Source organism: Chryseobacterium artocarpi (genome assembly GCF_001684975.1).
GTDB classification, from domain to species: domain Bacteria; phylum Bacteroidota; class Bacteroidia; order Flavobacteriales; family Weeksellaceae; genus Chryseobacterium; species Chryseobacterium artocarpi.
Genome location: NZ_MAYH01000001.1, coordinates 537,496 through 558,111 on the forward strand (window position 1 = coordinate 537,496; position 20,616 = coordinate 558,111).

The 20,616-nt window shown below is 34.3% G+C and carries 16 protein-coding genes and 1 tRNA gene; 8 read left to right on the forward strand and 9 right to left on the reverse strand.

The annotated features are described in order from the left end of the window. Window positions 1-700: 700 nt before the first annotated feature. From BBI01_RS02260 to BBI01_RS02270, 3 genes are all read right to left on the reverse strand, one after another. Window positions 701-1,282, reverse strand: coding sequence for a YdeI/OmpD-associated family protein (locus BBI01_RS02260; RefSeq protein ID WP_065393060.1), 582 nt, complete (start codon window positions 1,280-1,282; stop codon window positions 701-703). Then, window positions 1,272-2,237: an alpha/beta fold hydrolase gene (locus BBI01_RS02265; RefSeq protein ID WP_065393061.1), complete on the reverse strand. Its 966-nt coding sequence runs from the start codon at window positions 2,235-2,237 to the stop codon at window positions 1,272-1,274. Before BBI01_RS02265 ends, BBI01_RS02260 begins: the two co-directional genes overlap by 11 nt. 258 nt (window positions 2,238-2,495) lie before the next feature. Beyond that, window positions 2,496-2,569 (reverse strand) — tRNA-Arg (locus BBI01_RS02270). Between the two features lie 58 nt (window positions 2,570-2,627). Between BBI01_RS02270 and BBI01_RS02275 the strand changes: the two genes are divergently transcribed. From BBI01_RS02275 to BBI01_RS02285, 3 genes are read left to right on the forward strand one after another with little or no spacing between them, the layout of a single operon-like run. Next, complete coding sequence (locus BBI01_RS02275) at window positions 2,628-3,674, forward strand: ABC transporter substrate-binding protein (RefSeq protein ID WP_065393062.1); 1,047 nt, start codon at window positions 2,628-2,630, stop codon at window positions 3,672-3,674. 43 nt (window positions 3,675-3,717) lie between these two features. Then, complete coding sequence (mtgA, locus tag BBI01_RS02280) at window positions 3,718-4,362, forward strand: monofunctional biosynthetic peptidoglycan transglycosylase (RefSeq protein WP_065393063.1); 645 nt, start codon at window positions 3,718-3,720, stop codon at window positions 4,360-4,362. Between the two features lie 13 nt (window positions 4,363-4,375). Then, entirely contained in the window at window positions 4,376-6,406 is a 2,031-nt protein-coding gene (locus BBI01_RS02285; protein ID WP_065393064.1) for a transporter-like protein, read from the forward strand. A gap of 56 nt (window positions 6,407-6,462) precedes the next feature. On the opposite strand, the gene BBI01_RS22680 is transcribed toward BBI01_RS02285, so the two are convergent. The 5 genes from BBI01_RS22680 to BBI01_RS02305 all read right to left on the reverse strand — a co-directional run bounded on the left by BBI01_RS22680 (window position 6,463) and on the right by BBI01_RS02305 (window position 9,545). Beyond that, window positions 6,463-6,627, reverse strand: a complete 165-nt coding sequence (locus tag BBI01_RS22680; protein WP_165602208.1) for a hypothetical protein — start codon at window positions 6,625-6,627, stop codon at window positions 6,463-6,465. Between the two features lie 149 nt (window positions 6,628-6,776). Further along, complete coding sequence (locus tag BBI01_RS02290; RefSeq protein WP_065393065.1) at window positions 6,777-7,070, reverse strand: hypothetical protein; 294 nt, start codon at window positions 7,068-7,070, stop codon at window positions 6,777-6,779. A gap of 104 nt (window positions 7,071-7,174) precedes the next feature. After that, window positions 7,175-7,549 (reverse strand): four helix bundle protein, encoded by a 375-nt coding sequence (locus BBI01_RS02295; protein ID WP_065393066.1) that lies wholly within the window; start codon window positions 7,547-7,549, stop codon window positions 7,175-7,177. 157 nt (window positions 7,550-7,706) lie between these two features. After that, window positions 7,707-8,786: a DNA replication/repair protein RecF gene (recF, locus tag BBI01_RS02300; RefSeq protein WP_065393067.1), complete on the reverse strand. Its 1,080-nt coding sequence runs from the start codon at window positions 8,784-8,786 to the stop codon at window positions 7,707-7,709. 3 nt (window positions 8,787-8,789) lie between these two features. Next, window positions 8,790-9,545 (reverse strand): UbiA prenyltransferase family protein, encoded by a 756-nt coding sequence (locus BBI01_RS02305; protein ID WP_065393068.1) that lies wholly within the window; start codon window positions 9,543-9,545, stop codon window positions 8,790-8,792. A gap of 18 nt (window positions 9,546-9,563) precedes the next feature. Between BBI01_RS02305 and BBI01_RS02310 the strand changes: the two genes are divergently transcribed. The 3 genes from BBI01_RS02310 to BBI01_RS02320 all read left to right on the forward strand — a co-directional run bounded on the left by BBI01_RS02310 (window position 9,564) and on the right by BBI01_RS02320 (window position 16,792). Then, window positions 9,564-15,473, forward strand: a complete 5,910-nt coding sequence (locus BBI01_RS02310) for an alpha-2-macroglobulin family protein (protein ID WP_065393069.1) — start codon at window positions 9,564-9,566, stop codon at window positions 15,471-15,473. A 44-nt stretch (window positions 15,474-15,517) separates the two neighbouring features. Then, window positions 15,518-16,006, forward strand: coding sequence for an ecotin (locus BBI01_RS02315; RefSeq protein WP_065393338.1), 489 nt, complete (start codon window positions 15,518-15,520; stop codon window positions 16,004-16,006). Window positions 16,007-16,303: 297 nt separating this feature from the next. Further along, window positions 16,304-16,792: an ecotin gene (locus tag BBI01_RS02320; RefSeq protein ID WP_065393070.1), complete on the forward strand. Its 489-nt coding sequence runs from the start codon at window positions 16,304-16,306 to the stop codon at window positions 16,790-16,792. Between the two features lie 91 nt (window positions 16,793-16,883). Here BBI01_RS02320 and BBI01_RS02325 read toward each other — a convergent pair whose 3' ends face one another. Then, on the reverse strand, window positions 16,884-18,062 hold the full coding sequence (locus BBI01_RS02325; RefSeq protein ID WP_065393071.1) for a hypothetical protein: 1,179 nt from the start codon (window positions 18,060-18,062) through the stop codon (window positions 16,884-16,886). Between the two features lie 164 nt (window positions 18,063-18,226). Between BBI01_RS02325 and BBI01_RS02330 the strand changes: the two genes are divergently transcribed. Both BBI01_RS02330 and BBI01_RS02335 read left to right on the forward strand, forming a co-directional pair. Next, window positions 18,227-19,645 carry a TolC family protein gene (locus BBI01_RS02330; protein ID WP_065393072.1) on the forward strand — a complete coding sequence of 473 codons (1,419 nt, stop codon included), beginning with the start codon at window positions 18,227-18,229 and terminating at the stop codon, window positions 19,643-19,645. A gap of 11 nt (window positions 19,646-19,656) precedes the next feature. Next, window positions 19,657-20,613 carry an HlyD family secretion protein gene (locus tag BBI01_RS02335; RefSeq protein ID WP_065393339.1) on the forward strand — a complete coding sequence of 319 codons (957 nt, stop codon included), beginning with the start codon at window positions 19,657-19,659 and terminating at the stop codon, window positions 20,611-20,613. The last annotated feature ends 3 nt before the right edge of the window (window positions 20,614-20,616 follow it).

Sequence of the window (20,616 nt, forward strand, 5' to 3'; positions counted from 1 at the left end):
GAATCAGTCTCAAAAGCTGGGGGAATATTGTATTTATGGAATTTAATTTAAAGCAAAGTTTTTAGCCTCTTATCTCGTGTTTTCAAGAGCAAAGAATAGAATCAATTTTATTGATTCTTTCTAAGCGAATACATATCCATGAAGCTTCTTCAGTGACAAAGTTGCACTTCTTTGCTCCCTAAAATAAAACATTTGAATCATCTTTCTTTGCGATTAAAAAAAGACCTGTTGCTTCAATAAAAAGTATAGATTTTGTACTAGTCCCAACTTTTGCCCCGGATCCGAAAAAATTTACAGAATTATATAGTATAGCAGGAATTAATCCTATCATGTTTAATAATAAAAAAATCGCTACTTAAAAAGTAACGATTTTTTGTTGTGTGAACTTGACAGGACGCTATCCAAACTCCTTTTTTACTGATATAGAAAATATTTTAGAAATATGTATTTGAAAATGAATTATTTATATTTTTGTTTGAATCCTGTTGACAATTTTTAATATTTCGATACAAAAAATGAACCTCATTGATCTATAGATTATTACTGTTTTTGAGGGATGGCTGAATGACAATTACCTGATAAACTGATGATTATTAATCCAAAGGTAGTTGTGTTTATAATTTGAACCAAATAAAACAAAAAAAATCAACTTTTTAAATTTCATCTAGTCTTTATTAATAGCTACCCGTTTGAGGCTTTTCTATCGTAAATGTTTTGGTTTAAGATTCAGTGCTGCACTTTCTACGACTTCCTCTATGCGCTTTTGCCTGGTTTCCTGTTTTCTGACGAGGATAATCCAGCTCAATATTATTTTTCTTGTTGATTTGCTCAAACTTAGGAAATAATCTTTTGAGCCATTATGTTTTTCGAATGCAATTTCTAAGTCGTTCGGAATTATCACTTCTTCTATTTCATCCAAGATTGTCCAATATCCGTTTTGTTTCGCAATCTCAACACTTTCGTAACCCGCTTTTGTCATCCTTTTGTTGCCAATGAGCTGCTGGACTTTTTCTTTGTTGATTTTTGACCAGTTGCTTTTCGGTTTACGTTTGCTAAAAAACTGCATAAACGAAATGTCGTTAATCTTTTTCCTTGTGCTGTCAATCCAACCGAAGCAAAGAGCTTCATCAACGGCTTCACTCCAACTTAATGAAGGGATATTCGACTTTTTTGTATAAAAGACAAGCCAAACAGATTGTTTGGACTGATGGTTTTTTTCCAACCATTGTCTCCAATCTGTTTGGCTTTGTGGACTATATGTTTCAATTTCCTTATGATGCATTCTGTTGTGCTAACCATTTTAAAATTGAAAGGTTTGTTTCCTCCGGTTTTTCCTGCTGAATCCAATGACCACAATCTAAACTGACAATGTCCAGATTAGGAACGATATTTTTCAGGTTTTCAGACTTTGGAATCGTATCCTGTTCTCCATATATCATCAGAGTTGGCTGATGAATGATTGGCTTTATGTTCGCCATCAGGTGCCAGTTTCTATCAAGGTTTCTGTACCAGTTTATAGCTCCGGTAAACCCGGATAATTCAAAGGCAGAAACAAATACAGACAGTTCATTGTCTTCCATTAGAGGTTTCCCAAAAGGTTTTTCTGCTCTTGCAAGATTGATCATTAGCATTCCCGGAGCAGGTGGAGCGGGAGGTACATCTTTGCGAAATATGTTACGCATGAATTGAGGTGTGTTTTCATTCATTATAGAATCTGCAACTCCCACTTTTTTGTTGAAATGAACAAAATAGAAGTCTTCTCCAAATATGGTTTCCATAAATTCAATCCATGGTTGTTCTCCGCGCTCCTGATATGGCAGAGCTAAATTTATTATCTTATTAACCCGTTTAGGATACAATAGTGCCAGATTCCAGACAACATTTGCACCCCAGTCATGACCGACGAAGGTGGCATCCTTGTATCCGTAGTAGTCGAGTAGAGCAATAAGGTCACCCGTCAGGTGCTTTATATCATAATCAGTTACTTCGGTTGGGCAAGATGAGTTACCATAGCCACGTTGATTTGGGACAATGACATGATAACCTGCTGCAACAAGAGCTGGTATCTGAAAACGCCATGAAAATGCATGTTCTGGAAAACCGTGACAGAGAACAATCGGTTTGTCTGAATTTTGTTTTCCTGCTTCAAATACTTCTAATACTACATTGTTAACTGAAATCATAGTAGGCTTTGGAAATTCGGTTTGATTGGATGCTGTACTGTGTAAGTCTCTCATGTTTTTATTGTTTAATAAATAATTGTGAGACAAATTTAAGTCTGGTTTGTGACAACATGATGTCAGTAGTCAAAAGTCCTTTAGTGATAACTATCAAAATATTTCTGTAAACTCATGTTGCGGTTCAAGTTTTACGAACAGAAAGAAAATACTATACATGAGTGATCAAACCATAAAATGTCAGGCTGTAAAAGTTTGATATAGAAACTTTTATACGTAAAAAAATAGAGACAACTATAAAATAGTTGTCTCCTTAAGTGAGCTCGACAGGATTCAAACCTGTAACCTTCTGAGCCGTAATCAGATGCGCTATTCAGTTGCGCCACGAGCCCGTTTGTTTGTTATTGTTTAACGGTTGCAAATATACCACTTTTTTCCGTTCTTTGAAACATGAAAAAGAAAATTTTACTTTTATTTACGGTATTTTCGCTAATTGCCTGTAAAAGAGAATCAAAAATTTCGTCCTCAGATTGGACAAATATCTCAAATCGCACCCAATACAAGGAACAAGATGGAAATCTGGAGCTGAAATCTGGAAATTTTACCTATAATTTCAAGCAGAATCAGACTCCTTTCAAGAAAATCATCTTACTTAATGCAAGTATGGCTGGGTATATTTCAGAGCTTGGAGCAGAAAATTTAATCATTGGAGTGTCAAGTCCAGAGTATATTTATTCAGAAAAAATCCAGAATCTGATCAAAGAAGGAAAAATCCAGAATGTAGGAAGTGATCAGAAATATGATGTGGAGAAAATTATTTCCATGAAACCGGATGCTATTTTCACCAATTATATTGCAAGTTTCGATAATGCTTATCAATTGTTGAAGAATAATGGAATTCAGGTTGTATTCCTTGATGAGTACATGGAACAGCAACCATTGCAGAAAACGGCATATATAAAATTGTTCGGGGAACTCTTCGGAAAAGAAAAAGAAGCTGAAGCTAAATATCAGGAGGTTGAGAAGAACTACAATGATTTAAAACAACTGGCATTAAAAGCAAAAGACAAACCTTTAGTTCTGGCGAATGAAATGTATGGTGATGTTTGGTATCTTCCTGGTGGAAACACGTCTGTAGCTCACTATATTGCTGATGCTAACGCTACTTATATTATGAAAGATAATAAGGATGAAAAAGCTTTGACAATGAGCTTTGAAGAAGTATATGCTAAAACAAGCGGCGTTCAATACTGGGTAAACGCAGGAAATCATACTTCGAAAAATGAAATGCTGAAGATGAATCCTTTCTACGGAAAGCTCGATGTATTCAATAACGGAAAACTGTATACCATGGCTGGAAGAGAGAGAAAGCAAGCCAATGATTTCTTTGAAAGTGGTGTAGTAAGAGCAGATTTAATCCTTAAAGATTACATTAAGATCTTCCATCCTGAACTTTTACCGAATTATCAGTTTACTTATATGAAAGAATTGCAGTAACTCGGAGTATTTGCTTATTTTTGCCTTTCCTTTTTATAACGTTATGTGGAAAAAAATTAAACAGTTTATTTTCATCGTTCTTGTACTGAACGTAGTTTTCATCATTTGGGGGAGATTTTTTAATCCACCGATTACCCTTACACAGATAGGAGGACTCTTTGAGTACGGAAAACTGCACAGAGATTATATTTCCTACGACGAAATGGGAAATAATGTGAAAAAGGCTGTTATTGCCTCTGAAGACCAGAAATTTTTTGATCATGACGGTTTTGATTATACAGCTATTGAAAAAGCAATGAAATATAATGAGAAAGGCAAAAAAATAAGAGGTGGAAGCACAATTTCTCAACAGACTGCAAAAAATGTTTTTCTTTGGCAGGGTAGAAGTTGGGTAAGAAAAGGGTTGGAAGCGGTCTATACTTTTATTATCGAAAAAGTATGGAGTAAAGATATTATCCTTGAAAGATACCTGAATTCCATTGAAATGGGACAGGGAGTATTCGGAGTAGAAGCCGCAGCACAATATTATTTTGGAAAATCATCCAAAGATCTTAGCGCGTCTGATGCTGCGTGGATTGCAGCTGTATTACCGAATCCAAAGAAATATGACCCAAAGAATCCATCCCCTTATTTAAGAAAGAAACACAATTGGATCATGAGACAGATGAGGAATGTGAGTTTGAAATAGTATCTTTGTACTAATGAAATTCTTTAATTCCAGTACAAATTTTGAGTCAGTTCTTAAAAAATACTTTTCTTTTAAGAACGAAACACTTTCTTTGGAACCCTTTGCAGAGTTTTTGGAAAGTGTGAAAACTGCTGACTTTACAGATGTACTTAATTTTCTTAGAAACCATCCGAATTTTGCGGAAAACTTTAAATATTATATCCATAATATCTTTAAAGGAAGACCCTTCAATCTTTCATTGACAGAAGCCAATATCCTTTCTGAGAATGCCTTTTTCCCTGAACTTAAAAAAAGAATCCTGAACAAGGTTTTGCCTCCCGTAGAAAATGAAAAAACGGTGTGGTACATGATTGATAATGTAAGCCTTAGACCTAAAAAAGATTTAAAATATCTACATAATCTTCCTGAAAATGAGATAGATGAGTTTTTAACTCTTATTGGAGCTTCAGATTTTATCATTAAGCCTAATGTGAAAAAAGAACTGATATTTTCTATGAATATCCTTTCATGGAGGGTAACAGGAATGGCGATGGAAGTGGAAGTCGTGAGAATGGCTCCTCAATACAGAAATCTGGATAACCCGTTTCTTGCGCTTCAAAATGAATTGGAGGCTTTGGCTGAAGACCTTACCAAAGATCCAGAAATGCAACTGCATTCTAAAGACAGCAGGTTTAAGCAAATCAAAATTTATTCAGAACAATGTCTGGAATTTGTAAATATAGCCTTTAAAAATTCTGATAAATATGGTATTTCCGGGAAGATCAATCAATCTTTGCTGAAAATCCGTCAACAGACGAAGAGAATTTATGAGATCGTTCAATTATTGGTGATTGATAATGAAGGTGATGTTCTGGTTAAATCCAAACAGTTGGTTTTTAATATATTAAATTATAAATCCCATAAAAATAATATTGCAGATCTGATCAATGACAGTACAAGATTGATCTCACATCTTATTACCAATCACACCGCAGAAGCCGGAACCCATTATATTACTTCTACACGCAAGGAATATATGACAATGTTCTATAAAGCAAGTGGTGGTGGGATTATCGTAGGAGCACTCTGTGTACTGAAAATGCTTTATGGATACATTCCGGGAAGTGATTTTTCGCACGCATTTTTATACTCTATGAACTATGCGATGGGGTTTGTGATGATCTATCTGATGGGATTCACCCTGGCTACAAAGCAACCGGCGATGACTGCTGCAACCATGACCAAAGTATTATCCGAAGAAGGAAACAGTCAAAGAAATAATACCGAATTTGCCCATCTTGTATCCAAGCTATTTCGAAGCCAGTTTATCGCCTTTGTAGGAAATGTATTACTAGCTTTTCCGATAGCTCTTGCTATAATCTACGGGTTAGACGTATTTTTCTCACAGAATCTTGCTGTTGACAGATCCGACAAACTCTTAAAAGACCTTGATCCTTTCAAATCTAAAGCGATTCTACATGCCAGTATTGCGGGATTTTATCTTTTTATTTCGGGGATTATTTCAGGGAATATTGGAAACAACTCCGTGTTTTACCAGATTCCGGAGAGAATTGCCAAAAACCTTTCTATCAGAAACTTTTTCGGTAAAAAATTCGCTAAAGGCTTATCTAAATACTATGCTAAAAACTGGCCCGGAATTGTATCGAATTTCTGGTTTGGAGTTTTCCTTGGTGCCACAGCACCTGTAGGAATGTTCTTCGGGTTAGACTTAGATATCAGACACATTACCTTTGCGGCAGGAAACTTTGCTTTAGGGCTTTACGGGAAAGATTTTTCAGTAGATTCTTATACATTCTGGATCTCTTTTGTAACCGTTTTCTTAATAGGGTTCTTTAACTTCCTGGTAAGTTTCAGTTTATCCATGTTCCTGGCATTCAGATCGAGAAAAATGAATTTCGGACAGGTAAGCGAGATCTATAAAGAAATTTTCAGGTATTTTATAAAACATCCGTTGAAGTTCTTCCTGCCATTACGCTCAGGATTGGATAAAAAAGCAGATGACCTGATGAACAGTACAGTTTCCAATAAATCAGAGGAACATTAATAAAAATAAGAAAGCTACCATTTTTGGTAGCTTTTTTTCTATAAAATAAGTATTCATTATACACAATAAGGAAGTTCCGGACATTCTGCTGGTAATTCTTCCCAAAAACCACATCCCGTCATATCTATGCAGCTTACTGCACAGCACACCATTTGTCCTGAACCTTTAACTTTTTTTAATGATTCTCTTGATAATTTCTTCGACTTAAGTACTTTTTTCATGGTAAATATTAATTTTTTTATGAGTATTAAATATATCACTTAATATAGATATAATGGAGTTTTTTTTATAAATATTTTCCCTTAAAACAATGATGAATACAGAGTTTGTTGTAAATCAGGATGATAAAGTGATATTCAAACAGGAAGAACTATAGAATCTGAATACTATCAAATTTATCCTCACCAAACTTATCCTGAAACTTTTTAAGATAGAATGTTTTACGCATTTTAAAGTCATTTTTAAGCAGGGGAGAATCAATCTTAATAATGATACATTTGTCTTCAATATTTACACTTCTGATCTCATTGAAAAGACTTTCATCAAGATAATCTTCCAGGAAATCTTTAATGTCAAAAGCCACAAGTTTATCTTCAAAACCATAAATTCTTGCGAAGGACTTCACAAGTTCAGATGATTGATATTCGCGTTTTTTCTTCTTCATAGTCGTGTTGCGTGGTTCGAGATGTGTGATGCGTGTTACGTGGTTCGTACTTATAGGTTGGAATATACTATTTAGAGTAGTTTTACAAGAATTTTTTTAATATTCTATTGTTTATTTTCATTCCAGTTTTCTTTTACCCATTTTTTATATACATTGATTTTTCCACCTAAAATATTGTATTCATTTCTTAAGCTTTCAAATTCATTAGAAAAATCAGGATATAGAATGATAAGCTTTTCAAGATGATTAATTGTTTCGTCATTACTTGCGTGGCAGTATACGAGAAAGCGAATGTAGTCATTTTTATAGATCGATCTTCCATATCCTTCTACAATATTAGTAATTATTGAATCAGAAGATCTTCTCAACTGGCTTCCTAGTTCAAATAATTCGTATTTAGGAAGAAGAAAGGATGCTTTATGTGTTTTTAAAAACAACTCAAAAGCTATTTTGTAAATATCTAAATTTCTATAGCTCATCTTATTTGTGTATTTATGAAAGGTAAGATAAAAAAATAACTATTTGCAAGCTATTACTTGATTTATCATGTTCTTCTTTATATTATTTAAGCTTTATTACTTAAAAGTTACTTTACACATTATAATTCGCATCTCGTATCCCGAAACCCATATCCCACTAAATATCAAAAATTACACTTTCTTCATTAATCTTTTTTACAACACTTTCAGTACGTTCCCTGTGAGTATCTGTAATGAAGATCTGTCCGAAACTTTCACGGTTGACCAACTCAATCAATTGAGCCACTCTTGTATCATCAAGTTTATCAAAAATATCATCAAGCAATAGAATTGGTGTTTTTTTTGTCAGTTCTTTAACCAAACTCATCTGAGCAAGTTTTAAAGAGATCAGAAAGGACTTCTGCTGTCCCTGAGAACCTATTTTCTTGATCAGCACATGATCCATTTCAAAAAGAAGATCATCCTTGTGAATTCCTTTAGAAGTATAAGTTAACATACGGTCTTTTTCAAGACTTTCCTTTAAAAGTTCTGCAAAATTACTTTCCAAAAGGTGAGATTCATAAATGACAGAAACAGTTTCTTTTCCACCCGAAATGATCTGATAGAAGTTTTGAACAATAGGATTCAACTGCTCTACAAATACTTTTCTCTTATTGAAAATCTTAGTCCCGAATCTGGTGATCGGTTCATCATAAATTTCCAGAGAATCTTTATCCCAGGTTCTGTTTTTAGCAAAATATTTCAGTAAGGCATTCCTTTGCTGAATGGTTTTTTGGTATTGTATCAAATCAAAAAGATACTCAGAATCCGTTTGGGAAATCATTGAGTCCAGAAATTTTCTTCTGCTTTCCCCGGAATCGGAAATAAGGTTTGAATCATAAGGAGAAATCATGACACTGGGCAGGTAACCGATATGGTCTGCAAGTCTGTCATAACTTTTATCATTCTTTTTGATCACTTTTTTTGCCTCTTTTGGCTGAGTGATTCTGATAATGTCTTCACTGTCATCATTTTGAATTTCAGCGTCAATGGTGAAGAAATCTTCCTCCTTTTTGATATTGTTGAGGTCTGTATTTCCTAAAAAGCTTTTTCCAACTGATAAATAATGCAATGCATCCAGAATATTGGTTTTGCCCACCCCGTTATTACCTACAAAACAGTTGATCTGCGGGGAAAAGTCAAATTTTTTCTCAGAGTGGTTTTTGAAATTGTACAGGGAAAGCTTCTTGATAATCATTCGTCAAAAATACTCCATTATTAGTAAAAATAAAAAAGGTAATGCTGAACATGTTTCCACGCCAAATGAAAAATAGGAGTCATCTCTTTTATTTTCAGAGAAATAAATTAAAATATAGGTAACAATACTTGATAGAAAAAAAGCTGTTGCATATAAAGGCTTCAGATAGAAAATTCCGATAAGGCTACTGATAAAAACAAGGGAGTAGGCAATGTATTTCGTATTCTGTACACCAATGAGCATTGGAAAGGTCTTTACCGTATCACTTTTCATATCACGAATGTCAAAGGGAAGGACAAGTGCGGTAATATAAAAGAAACTGATCAGAAAAATAGGGAAATTAAATTCCGGAAGAGTAAGCCAGCAATTCACCAATGCCCAGACCAATCCCACATAAAACACTTTTAATAAAGGAATCTTCCGAATGTAAACATCCAGAAAAAAACTATTATACAACAATCCTAGTACTACAATAATAAACCATTTAAGAAGTCTTATCTCATTATGATTATGAATGATAAGAAAAGCACATATAACGCCTGCGATAGCATTTAGAACTAATATTTTAAAAAAATGTTTAGTGTATTGATATTTAGTATAAAGATAACCACTGAAATACGTAATGAAAATCAACAGAATAGTAGGGAAACGGAATGTGTTTTGCTCTTTCATGAAAAATACTGCAAAAAGGGTTCCCATTAAGGATACGTAAACCTGGCTGTCTATGACGGATTTTTTCAGTATTTTTAAAATGTTCATTTATCAAAATTAATATATATGAAAAGATTTTCCAAGATATTTATGCTTTCGCTTTTATCACTGGGCTTTTCGCCGGTTATCGCACAAAAATATTACGATGACCAATGGAAAAAAATAGCAGAAAATAGTCAGAAAGGAGCTTATAAATCTAATCTTCCAATCATTTTAGACTTAGAAAACAAAGCCATGAAAGAAAATAACACCATTCAGCTGATCCGTTCCCTGAAAGCAGAGTTCAGTATTGTAAAGCAAACTGTAGACGATGATAAAAATGATTCTGCTTCAAAATTCTTCAAAAAACTTCAGGAAACAGAGACAAAACTGAAAGGAGAAGAAAAGATGGTCTATAAAGTGCTGGTAAACGGATTCTTTATGGATTACTTCAATGAGAATTACTGGAAAATAAATGGCAGAACAAATAATAATACCCAGGATGTTTCACAGATTGAAACATGGACCAAGCTGGATTTTAAAAATTATTTAACCAAAAATTATCAGGAACTGGATCTTCAGAAGCAGGAACTGAAAAAGATTGCTTTGGAAAAATATAAATCTTTGTTTCTGGAGACCAGGGATATTGCTTATTTCCCAAGTTTGTATGATTGGTATGCGGTGAAAAAAATAGGTTTTTTATCAGAAAATAATTTGTTTACCAAAAATGAACTTACTGAAAACAGAACAGCAATTAATACTATATTTGATGAATTAATTGCCCAGAATAATGGGAATACAAAATTGTATTTCATGAAAGATAAGCTGGTGGAGAACTGTAATTTCAATAATTGTAAAGATAGACTTCAGCAGCTTCAGGATCTTGCAAAATCCAATATCGAAGGAGATTACAAAGTGGTGATCATGGAAGATATTATGGATGAGCTGAGCAGCAAAGGTAAGTTTAAAGAAGCACTTGCTGTAGCAGAACAGGCAAAGAGTGAATACCCGAAATCTTCTTTTATCGGAAACATAAAAAGCAAGGAAAATCAGATTAAAAATCCTTCGTTAACGATTCAATATGAGAAGCAGACACAGAATAATCTGCCCATTCATTTCGTTGCATCGTCACAGAATGTCAAAGAATTTAGCTTAAATATTTATGAAGTAAAAGAAGACTTTGAACCCTTTATGAAATATGCTCAGAATCCTTATTACGGTGAGTATTTTAAAAAGGTAAAGAAAAGTCTGGTGAGAAAAGAAAATTATCAGCTTTCAAATCCTGATGATTATAAAGAGCATAAAACGTCACTTGAGATAAAACCACTTCCATCTGGTATTTATATGGTGGAGTATTCAGTTGCCGGAGCAAAGGCAAAAGATATGAATGATGATCAACATTTTTTCTTTTTGGTTTCCGGAAATAAAATCATTTTTCAGAACAAATCTTCCAAAAATGCAAACTTGGACAAACTGAAATTGGTTAATAGTGAGAACGGAAAACCCGTAGTAAATGAAAACCTTACCTTCTACGAATTTGCAGGAAATAAACCTGTTAAAAAAATGGAAGGAAAAACTAATGAAAAAGGAGCTTTCCAATTCCCGAGTACTGACAATAAGACTTATTACAGAACTTTCCTGATTCAGCAGCCAAAAACCAATGATTTCTATATCATGCCGGTCTATGGAAACAATATTGCAGATGATTACAATCCCAATCAGGTATCGCAAACCAAAGTTCAGATCTTTACGGACAGAGCTATCTACAGACCGGGGCAAACAGTATATTTCAAAGCGATCAATACACAGCTGAACAAAGAAGCGGAATCTGTGATTTCAGGGGTAAAACAAAAGATCACTTTATTTGATATCAATAATCAGGAAATCTCTTCACAGGATTTTACAACGAATGAATTCGGTTCTTACCACGGAAGTTTTATGCTGCCAAAAGGAAAATCGAACGGAGTGTTCTATCTGAAAACAGATGGTACAGGTCAAGGATATAAAGATATCAGAGTAGAAGAATACAAAAGACCAAAATTTGAAGTCACCTTCGAACCTGTAAAAGATGAGTACAAATACGGACAGTCTATAGAGCTGAAAGGTAAGGCAATGATGTTTTCCGGTGTTGCTTTGAGTAATACAACCATCAATTATGAGATCAAGAAACATAATATCAGATGGAGATATTTTGGATGGTATCCGAGAGATAATGATAATGAAAATTCAATATTAGGAGAAGCGAAAACCAATGAAAAAGGAGAATTTGTTATCCGTCTTGATCTTAAGAAAGATGAAAAACTGGATGGAATACAGATTGATAATTACGAGATTAATGCTTCAGCTACAGACATCAATGGTGAGACTCAGTCTGCCAATACTCAGCTGAAAGTAGCCTCTGTTTCGCATTATATTAAAGCTGATGAGGTTAAGAATACATTCAGTGATGAAAATGTAAAACTAAAAGTAGAAACAAAAAACTATAACGAACAGGATCTTAAAAAGTCCTATCAGGTGAAATTGTCCAAACTAGCGGCTCCAGACAGAATTTTCAGAGATAACTTTAAATCTGCAGTTCAGGATGCTCCAAAATATTCCAAGGAAGAATTTATCAGTAAGTTTCCACATGATCTGTTTGATAAAAATGATGAAATTAAAAACTGGAAAACAGAAAGAGTTGTTATAGAAAAACAACAGCAACCATCAGCCGAAAAAGCTTATTCTGATTTAGATTTAGGAAAACTGGATGCCGGAGATTATCAATTGGAGCTTTTTAATATTGAAGGGAAAGACACCATTAAAGCGTCACAATACTTTAGTGTTTGGGAGAAAAGCTCTTTGAAGCCATCTCAAAAAACATTTCTTACCGTAATTGCTCCTAAAGATGAAGTGGCAAGGGGAGAGCAGGCAAAAGTGTATGTGTATTCGGCAGTTCCGGATGCATTGGTGAATGTTTTTGTTCAGGATGGATCAGGAAAAACAATTTCAGAAATTCATCCGTTGAAAAAAGGAATTTTAGAGTATACAGCAAATATTCCAAAAGATAAAAAAGTAAGCGAACTGAATCTTCAGTTTCAATTGGTAGCATTCAACGATGTGAATACAGAAAATGTTTCTCTTAAAATAAAAGATACAGAGAAGCCTTTACAGATCGAAACAGTAACATTCAGAGATAAGCTGGAACCCAATTCAAAAGAAAAATGGACAGTAAAAGTTACAGGAAACGATAAAGAAAAAGTAAATGCAGAAGTGCTGGCGAATATGTACGATATGTCATTGGATCAGTTTGCAGCCAATAAATACAGTTGGGATAAATTACTTACGCCATTCTCAAGAATATCTTCTTATGCGATAAGTAATTATCTGATGCAGAAAAGATATAGCAAAGAATTGGAATATGTGGAAGGAAATACTATTGAGGTTCCTAATTTCAATTGGTTTGATGGAGATTTCTATTATAATACAGAAGGTGATGCTGTGAGAATTCCTAAAAGAATGGCATATGGCGTGCGTCCTGTTTCTAAGACAGCTGCTAAAATGGAATCCGGACCTACAGAAATGGCGGCAATGGAAGTGAGAGCAAACAGAGCAAAAATGTCTGCACCACCATCACCAATGGCAGATGCTGCTGTTGCAGATATTTCTAACCAGGGAAGCGGGGCAGAAGAGTCTTTAGAAAAAGTACCGGTACGCCAGAACTTAAACGAAACAGCATTCTTCTATCCAGATCTGAAAACAGATGCTGAAGGAAATGTAAGCTTTGAATTCACATCATCGGAAGCCCTTACAAAATGGAAACTGATGTTCCTCGCACATACCAAAGATGCAAGATCGGCAACATTGGAAAAAGAAGTAGTAACTCAGAAAGAATTCTCTGTAACACCAAATTATCCAAGATTCTTAAGAGAAGGTGATGAATTGAATTTACAATCAAAACTTTCTAATCTAACCAATAAAAAAATGAGCGGTTCTGCAGAACTACAGATTCTGGATGCCTTCACCAATGAAAATATATCTTCAAAATTCGGAATCACTTCAGGAACACAGCACTTTGACCTGAATGAAAAGGGAAACGGAGCTTTAACATGGAAATTGAAAGTTCCGAATAACGTTTCTTCCATTATTTTAAAAGTCGTTGCTAAAGCGGGGAATTATTCTGACGGAGAACAACAAGCGATAGCAGTATTGCCAAACAGAATGCTGGTAACAGATGCTGTGCCTGTGTTTGTGAAAGAAGGAGAAACGAAAACCTTTGTATTGGATAACCTTACAAATAATACTTCTACAACAGCTTCTAATGTTTCCAATACGCTGGAATTGACAACCAATCCGATCTGGGAGATCATGTTTGCGCTTCCAAGTCTGAAGAATGATCAGAATAGCTCAGCAGATGTTATTTTCAATAAATGGTTTGCAGATGTACTGGCTTCTGAAATCTTTAAGGCAAATCCGAAAATGAAAACCATCTTCGAAGAATATCAGAGTAAAGGATTATTAAATTCAAATCTTGAAAAAAATCAGGAATTGAAACAATTATTGCTGGATGAAACTCCTTGGGTATTACAGAGTAAAAACGAGCAGGAACAGATGCAAAAACTCGCTCTTCTGTTTGATGCCAATACAATGAAAAACTCAATCAGTCAGGATTGGGATGATCTTAAAAAACTACAAAACCCTGACGGTGGATTCTCATGGTATGCAGGATATCCAAGCTCTTACGGAGTGTCATTATATATTCTTAAAAACCTTGGTAAAATCAATGTTTGGTTAAAAGATAATGCGAAGGATTATCAAAGTGCTGATCAAAAAGAACTGATAACAAAATTGATTCAGTATGTAGATAATGAGATCAATAAATATTCAGGGAATAAAAAGGAAAGTGTCTTGAATAATTGGGTGATGGATTATCTTGATACCAGAAACTATTGGGAAAAACAGTATCCTTTAAAAGGAAAAGGAGCTTTACTTAAAACTCAGGTAAAAGAAAAAGCAAAAACAGCAAAACTTACAGATTTTACATTCTTCGGATTACACCGTGCTGCATTATTAATGAACGATTATGGAATGAACGAAGTATCCGGAAAGTTGATGAATTACCTTAAAGAAACTTCTACAGACACCAAAACTCAAGGTGTTTATTGGAAGCAAAACCTAAATGATTGGGGCTGGTTCAGTTCAAAAGTAGTGAACCATGCAGGAGCTTTGGAAGCTTTCAATAAGTTGCAGCCAAATAATCAGAAATTCATTGAAGAAATGAAAATCTGGCTGGTCACACAGAAAGAAGTAAACTCATGGGGAAGTTCAAGAGGTACGGCTGAAGTGATTTTTACCATCTTAAACTCAGGGAAATCATGGACAGGTGCTGAAAGTGATAAAGCAACGATCGTTTGGGGCGGAAAAGAATTGGTTCCTCAGACTCATGCAACAGGATATGTGAAATCAACTGTGAAAACAGATATTGTAGATAAAAATCTTGGAACCGTTACCATTACCAAACCAGGTCCTGGAATAGTTCAGGGAGGATTATTCTGGCAGTATTATGAAGATCTGGATAAAATAAAATCATCCGAGAACTATATTTCTGTAACCAAAGAGCTTTATAAAAAAGTGAAAACAGTAAATGGTGAAGAACTTCAGAAAATTTCTGCGGAAACCCCGTTGAAAGTTGGAGATAAAGTAACGGTAAGAATGATCCTGAATACAGACAGAGCCATGGAGTTTATTCATATTAAAGATATGAGAGCAGCAGGATTTGAACCTCTTGATGCCTTGTCAGGATATCAGTGGAAGAATAATTTAGGCTATTATCAATCCACAAAAGATGCCTCCACAAATTTCTATATTCAATATATGCCAAAAGGTAAATATGTGTTTGAATATGATGTAGTTGCTAATGCTTCAGGTAAGTTCTCAAACGGTATTACAACGATGCAGAATTATTATGCACCACAGATGAATTCACACACGAAAGGAGTAAACGTTCAGATTTTGGAATGATATTTGGCTATAGGGAAGTAAGTAAATTTAAAAAACCAAATAGAATGAAATTTTCAAGAACTCTATTTACAGGATTAGCATTAATGGTAGGAGTAAGCACTTTCGCTCAAAAAAAGGCGGAGAAGTTTGATAAACTACAGATTGATATGTTCCCAAAAGCCAAAGAAGGTTATAAGCAGGTATATGTTCAGCTTCCGGTTGCAAAAAATGAAGAAGATTTAAAAGTTGAAATTTTTGTAGGCGTTGAGAAAATGTTAGACTGTAACAATTATTTTCTTTCGGGACAAATGAAAAGTCAAGACCTTCAGGGATGGGGATACAACTATTATGAAGTAGAATCCAATGGAGATACAGCAGGAACGAATATGGGATGCTTGAATGGTAAACTAACTAAAAAGTTTGTTACAATGAGCCCTGAAATTGTAAGATACAACAGTAAGCTTCCTTTAGTATTCTACGTACCAAAAGATATCGAAGTACGTTACAGAGTTTTAAGAGCTGATAAAGCAATGAAAAAAGCCATTCAGAAATAAACCCCGAACAAAGACTATTATTATATAGAAACTCCTCTCAGCAATGTGGGGAGTTTTTGTTTTATTGATTTATTAAAGATGTACCCACAAATTTCTATATTTAATACATGTTTAAAAAATAAACAATTGTTTGAATATGATGTGATTGGTAATGTTTCAAGATTGTTATAAAGTATTATTTTTACAATGAAAAACTACCATTCTATACAAGTGAATTTATACAGAAAGGAACAGTAATTTTAATTTTGGAATGATTTTTGGCTATTAGCAAATACGTAAAATTTAAAACCAAATAAAATGAAATTTTCAAAAACTTTATTTACAGGATTGGCATTAATGGTAGGGGTAAGTGCTTTCGCACAGAAGAAAGCAGAAAAGTTTGAAAAACTGCAGATTGAAATGTTCCCAAAAGCTAAAGAAGGATTTAAACAAGTATATATTCAGCTTCCGGTTGCAAAAAATGAAGAAGATTTAAAAGTTGAAATTTTTGTAGGAATTGAGAAAATGTTAGATTGTAACAATTATTTTCTTTCAGGGCAAATGAAAAGCCAGGATCTTCAAGGATGGGGGTACAATTATTATGAAGTAGAATCCAATGGTGATACAGCAGGAACATTGAAAGGATGTCTGGATAATAAGCTGACTAAAAAGTTTGTTACAATGAGCCCGGAAATTGTAAGATATAACAGTAAACTTCCTTTAGTATTCTATGTACCAAAAGATATTGAAGTACGTTACAGAGTTCTAAGAGCTGATAAAGCAATGAAAAAAGCCGTTCAGAAATAAACCTCGAACAAAGACTATTATTATATAAAAACTCCTTGCAGCAATGTGAGGAGTTTTTGTTTGGAGAAATCTTTACTTGAAACGGGTGAGATTACGCAATCCAATGATCAATAACTTTTACATTCCATCCACTCGAAGTCCTTTTGATAAGATAAGTGTATCCGGTAGTCTCTGCATTTACTAATAAAACATACGTATCGGGAAGCTCATCACATTGAAACATTTTGCTGTAAAAAATATCAGACCAGTCTGAATGGGTGAATGTTTTATAGATGGAATATTCCTTTAAAGACATGAAAATGATTTTTTCATCATAAGGTTCAATACCTCTTAAATATTCGTCTTCCGTTACAATCACTTTATCCCGAAGAGAATTCATAAAATTATTTCTCTTCGATGGAAGATCCTCTCTTTGTTTTTTCATATCTTCTCTGAAGGTTGTCAGATTAATGTTGAATTCTTCATTCACCGGATCTGATTTTTGAATAAATTCATAATATCCATATAAAATTCCCTCCCAAAGTTTTGAAAAATCATTGTTCGGGTTTCTGTATCTTGGGTTTTTATCTTCAGAATCATTGATGCCATCTTCATCCGTATCTTTTGAATAAGGATTGGTAAAGAGCATTTTAATTTCTTCAATATCATTTATTCCATCTTCATCAGAATCTTTGGTGATTTCGTTAAGATCAAATGTAATCAGAGCATTACTTTTTACTGTTTCATATACTGGCTGCATATCGGGAAGTACAGCCGATTTTATCATTCTTCTTATATCGGTCTCGATCTGGAGGTGATCTTGATCTTTCCACAGTGGATATTGTGAATTCCGTTTAAAGAAATAGTTATTATTTACAATCAAACCTGTAAAATAATTTTTCCATGTCTTCCCATTATCTTTCGAAATTTTTACATAATAACTTTTAAAATCAAATCTTTCATCAGCATATAAGATGGCTTTTGAATCATTTAATTCTCCTTGCTTTATAATTAGATTACTGGGAATATCTGCTACTGTTTTTACAAGCTTCGGTCTTTTAAGATGACTTTTCTTTTTTAATGATTTTTGTCCGTTTACAAATTCTACCGAAACAAAATGATAAGGCGGATTCAGGGCTTCTTCTTCAGATATCGGAAAGAATTTATTTATGGAATGAGATGCAATACTGTCCTTTACTTTTTCAAGCTGAAAGCACTTACAAACCTTTGTTTGTTGAGCAAAAATAACACAAAAGGGAAGCGTTAAAAGTAGAGTTATATTTTTTTTCAAAGTTTTTTAGTTTTTAATTAAGATTTAAACGGATTTGATAATACTTTATTTCAAAGGAGTTTATACTTAAACGTATTTTAAACTTAATTTAAATTCACTGTTTTGTTTGTTATTCTTTAACTATTTTAACAAATTTTGCATTATATTTGTTATAAACATAAACCATGAAAAACAATTTATTGATTTTTACGTTTAGTTTTTTTGCTTTTCCTGCTTGGGGCTGGGCACAGTCTGCGCCGGACTTTAAAGAACTTCTGGATAGTGCAATGGTTCGGGACTCGAATCTTAAAATGCAGGTTACCCAAAATAAACTTACCGATCTTGACGAACATAAATTAAAAGATATCTTTCTTCCTACTCTGGAATTAAGCGGTAAAGCAGGTTACCTTAACGGAACAGCAAGACTGACGTCGCCAGAGATCAATCTGGCTCCCTTTATAAATATTCCCGAAGGAACCTTTAACAATAACTTTAATGTATCCGGATTTTCAGGCGTTGCCAAAGCCGATGCTAAAATGCTTCTATATTCCGGAGGAAAAGTTAAATACCTCAAAAAAGCCGTTGAAGAAAAGAAAAAATCCGAAGATATTCTCTTAGAAAAAACCAGAGATGAGGTGATGGCAACTATTTCCAAAGCTTATGATCAGCTGGCATTGATCCATCAGTCTAAAAAAGTTTTGGATGAAAGTAAAAAAAGACTGGACATCAACAAAAAAACAGCAGATAAAGCATTAGGGTACGGCTTGATCACACCTTATGACCATAAAAAGATTGAATTGGCTCAGGCTACTTTAAATGCAAAAGTGGTAGAATATGAAGGAAAAAAAGAATTACTTCTTACTCAGCTTTATATTTTAACGGGAATTGACAGAGAACGTCTGAGAATGATAGATCCTGTTTTGTCTCCTGTAGAATTGCTTGCCGCAGAAAAAGGAATAGAACAGAGAGCGGAAATTCGTGCCCTTGAACATGGGATCAGTGCTGCCAATTATAAAATAAAGGCGGAAAGAACCTGGATGATTCCAAAAGTACAGCTGATGGCTTCTGCATATTATATCGGACTGTATGGAAACCGAATTAAAAGCTCTGAAAATGTAGTGCCAGCAGTTCCTTTATTAGGCTATGAAGGTAAAAAGTTAGACTGGAGCCCAAACAATATTAATGTTTTTCCATTGATCACAGCAGGAGTAGGTTTTAAATGGGAAATTTTTGACGGAAAAGAAGGAAAGCATGCCGAAGAAACAGCTAAGGTTGGTAAAGAGGTATTACAGAATCAGAAAGAAGATGCACTGAAAAAACTTACCCTGAATTTAGCCAATAATCAAACCAATTATGATATTGCTACGGCACAGATTACTCTAAAGGCTAAAGAAAAAGAACTGGCAAAAAATGCTTTGGTACAGGCTGAAAAAGAATTCAGATACGGGATGAGCAAATCTTCACAGCTTATTGATGCTGAAAATGATCTTGAAACTTCAGAATTGGAATACCAAAACGCTATTTTCAACCAAAGAAGGGCAGGAATAGAATTGATGAGATCTACTCAGGAACTGGATATTACCAAATTTTACTTAATCCCTTAAAAATTAAAATGATGCATAAAAATATATCTATACTCATTGCTTCTCTGTTTTTATTGGGAAGTTGCGACAAGAAAAATGAAAAGATCAAGGAACCGGAAGGAAAAACGAAAAAAGAAGTGATCTCTTTTGCTCCAAAGGTTACAGGAAGAATCTTAAAAATATACGTATCCGAAGGGCAAACAGTGAAAAAAGGAGATACACTGGCTCAGCTTGATGTACCGGAAGTTTCAGCAAAAATAGCACAGGCACAGGGTGCGGTAAGTGCAGCAACGGCTCAGGAACAGATGGCTAAAAACGGAGCGACACCAGATCAGCTGAAACAGCTTCAGGCAAAATATAAAGGACTAAAAGAACAGTACGAATTTGCACAAAAATCCTACAGAAGAGCTAACAATATGTTCAGGGACAGCTTAATGTCTCCACAGGCACACGATGAAGTATATGCAAAACTTCAGGGAGCAAAAGCTCAATATGATGCAGTAGTAGCAGAATTGGATGATGTAAACAGAGGAACCCGTTTCGAAAAAATAGAAATGGCTGCAGGACAGGCATCTCAGGCTAAAGGTGCATTGCAGGAAGCTAATGTAGCATATTCAGAACGATATATCATTGCTACAAACGATATGGAAATTGAAACTATAAGCCTGAATACCGGAGAATTGGCAACAGCCGGTTTTGCATTATTCAACGGATATATTCCCGAAAGTACCTATTTCAGATTCACCGTTCCTGAAAGTGCTATTTCGAAATACAAGAAAGGGCAGAACGTGAATATGCAGGTAGTTTACAATAAAGAGAATCTTGAAGGAAATGTAGTTTATATCAAGCAATTGACAAGATATGCAGATATTACGACAGCTTATCCGGATTATCAGCTACAGGATGCAATTTATGAGATTAAGGTAAAACCTAAAGACATGAATAAAGCAAAAAGTCTTTTGGTAAACGCCAATGTAATCCTGAAATAATAA

Bases quoted from the DNA above. Each gene is read 5' to 3' on its own strand.
- BBI01_RS02330 (WP_065393072.1), top strand. From the start codon at position 18,227: ATGAAAAACAATTTATTGATTTTTACGTTTAGTTTTTTTGCTTTTCCT.
- BBI01_RS02320 (WP_065393070.1), top strand. From the start codon at position 16,304: ATGAAATTTTCAAAAACTTTATTTACAGGATTGGCATTAATGGTAGGG.
- BBI01_RS22680 (WP_165602208.1), bottom strand. From the start codon at position 6,627: ATGAAAAAAGTACTTAAGTCGAAGAAATTATCAAGAGAATCATTAAAA.
- BBI01_RS02275 (WP_065393062.1), top strand. From the start codon at position 2,628: ATGAAAAAGAAAATTTTACTTTTATTTACGGTATTTTCGCTAATTGCC.
- BBI01_RS02295 (WP_065393066.1), bottom strand. From the start codon at position 7,549: ATGAGCTATAGAAATTTAGATATTTACAAAATAGCTTTTGAGTTGTTT.
- mtgA (WP_065393063.1), top strand. From the start codon at position 3,718: ATGTGGAAAAAAATTAAACAGTTTATTTTCATCGTTCTTGTACTGAAC.
- BBI01_RS02260 (WP_065393060.1), bottom strand. From the start codon at position 1,282: ATGCATCATAAGGAAATTGAAACATATAGTCCACAAAGCCAAACAGAT.
- BBI01_RS02290 (WP_065393065.1), bottom strand. From the start codon at position 7,070: ATGAAGAAGAAAAAACGCGAATATCAATCATCTGAACTTGTGAAGTCC.
- recF (WP_065393067.1), bottom strand. From the start codon at position 8,786: ATGATTATCAAGAAGCTTTCCCTGTACAATTTCAAAAACCACTCTGAG.
- BBI01_RS02310 (WP_065393069.1), top strand. From the start codon at position 9,564: ATGAAAAGATTTTCCAAGATATTTATGCTTTCGCTTTTATCACTGGGC.
- BBI01_RS02315 (WP_065393338.1), top strand. From the start codon at position 15,518: ATGAAATTTTCAAGAACTCTATTTACAGGATTAGCATTAATGGTAGGA.
- BBI01_RS02265 (WP_065393061.1), bottom strand. From the start codon at position 2,237: ATGAGAGACTTACACAGTACAGCATCCAATCAAACCGAATTTCCAAAG.
- BBI01_RS02305 (WP_065393068.1), bottom strand. From the start codon at position 9,545: ATGAACATTTTAAAAATACTGAAAAAATCCGTCATAGACAGCCAGGTT.
- BBI01_RS02335 (WP_065393339.1), top strand. From the start codon at position 19,657: ATGCATAAAAATATATCTATACTCATTGCTTCTCTGTTTTTATTGGGA.
- BBI01_RS02285 (WP_065393064.1), top strand. From the start codon at position 4,376: ATGAAATTCTTTAATTCCAGTACAAATTTTGAGTCAGTTCTTAAAAAA.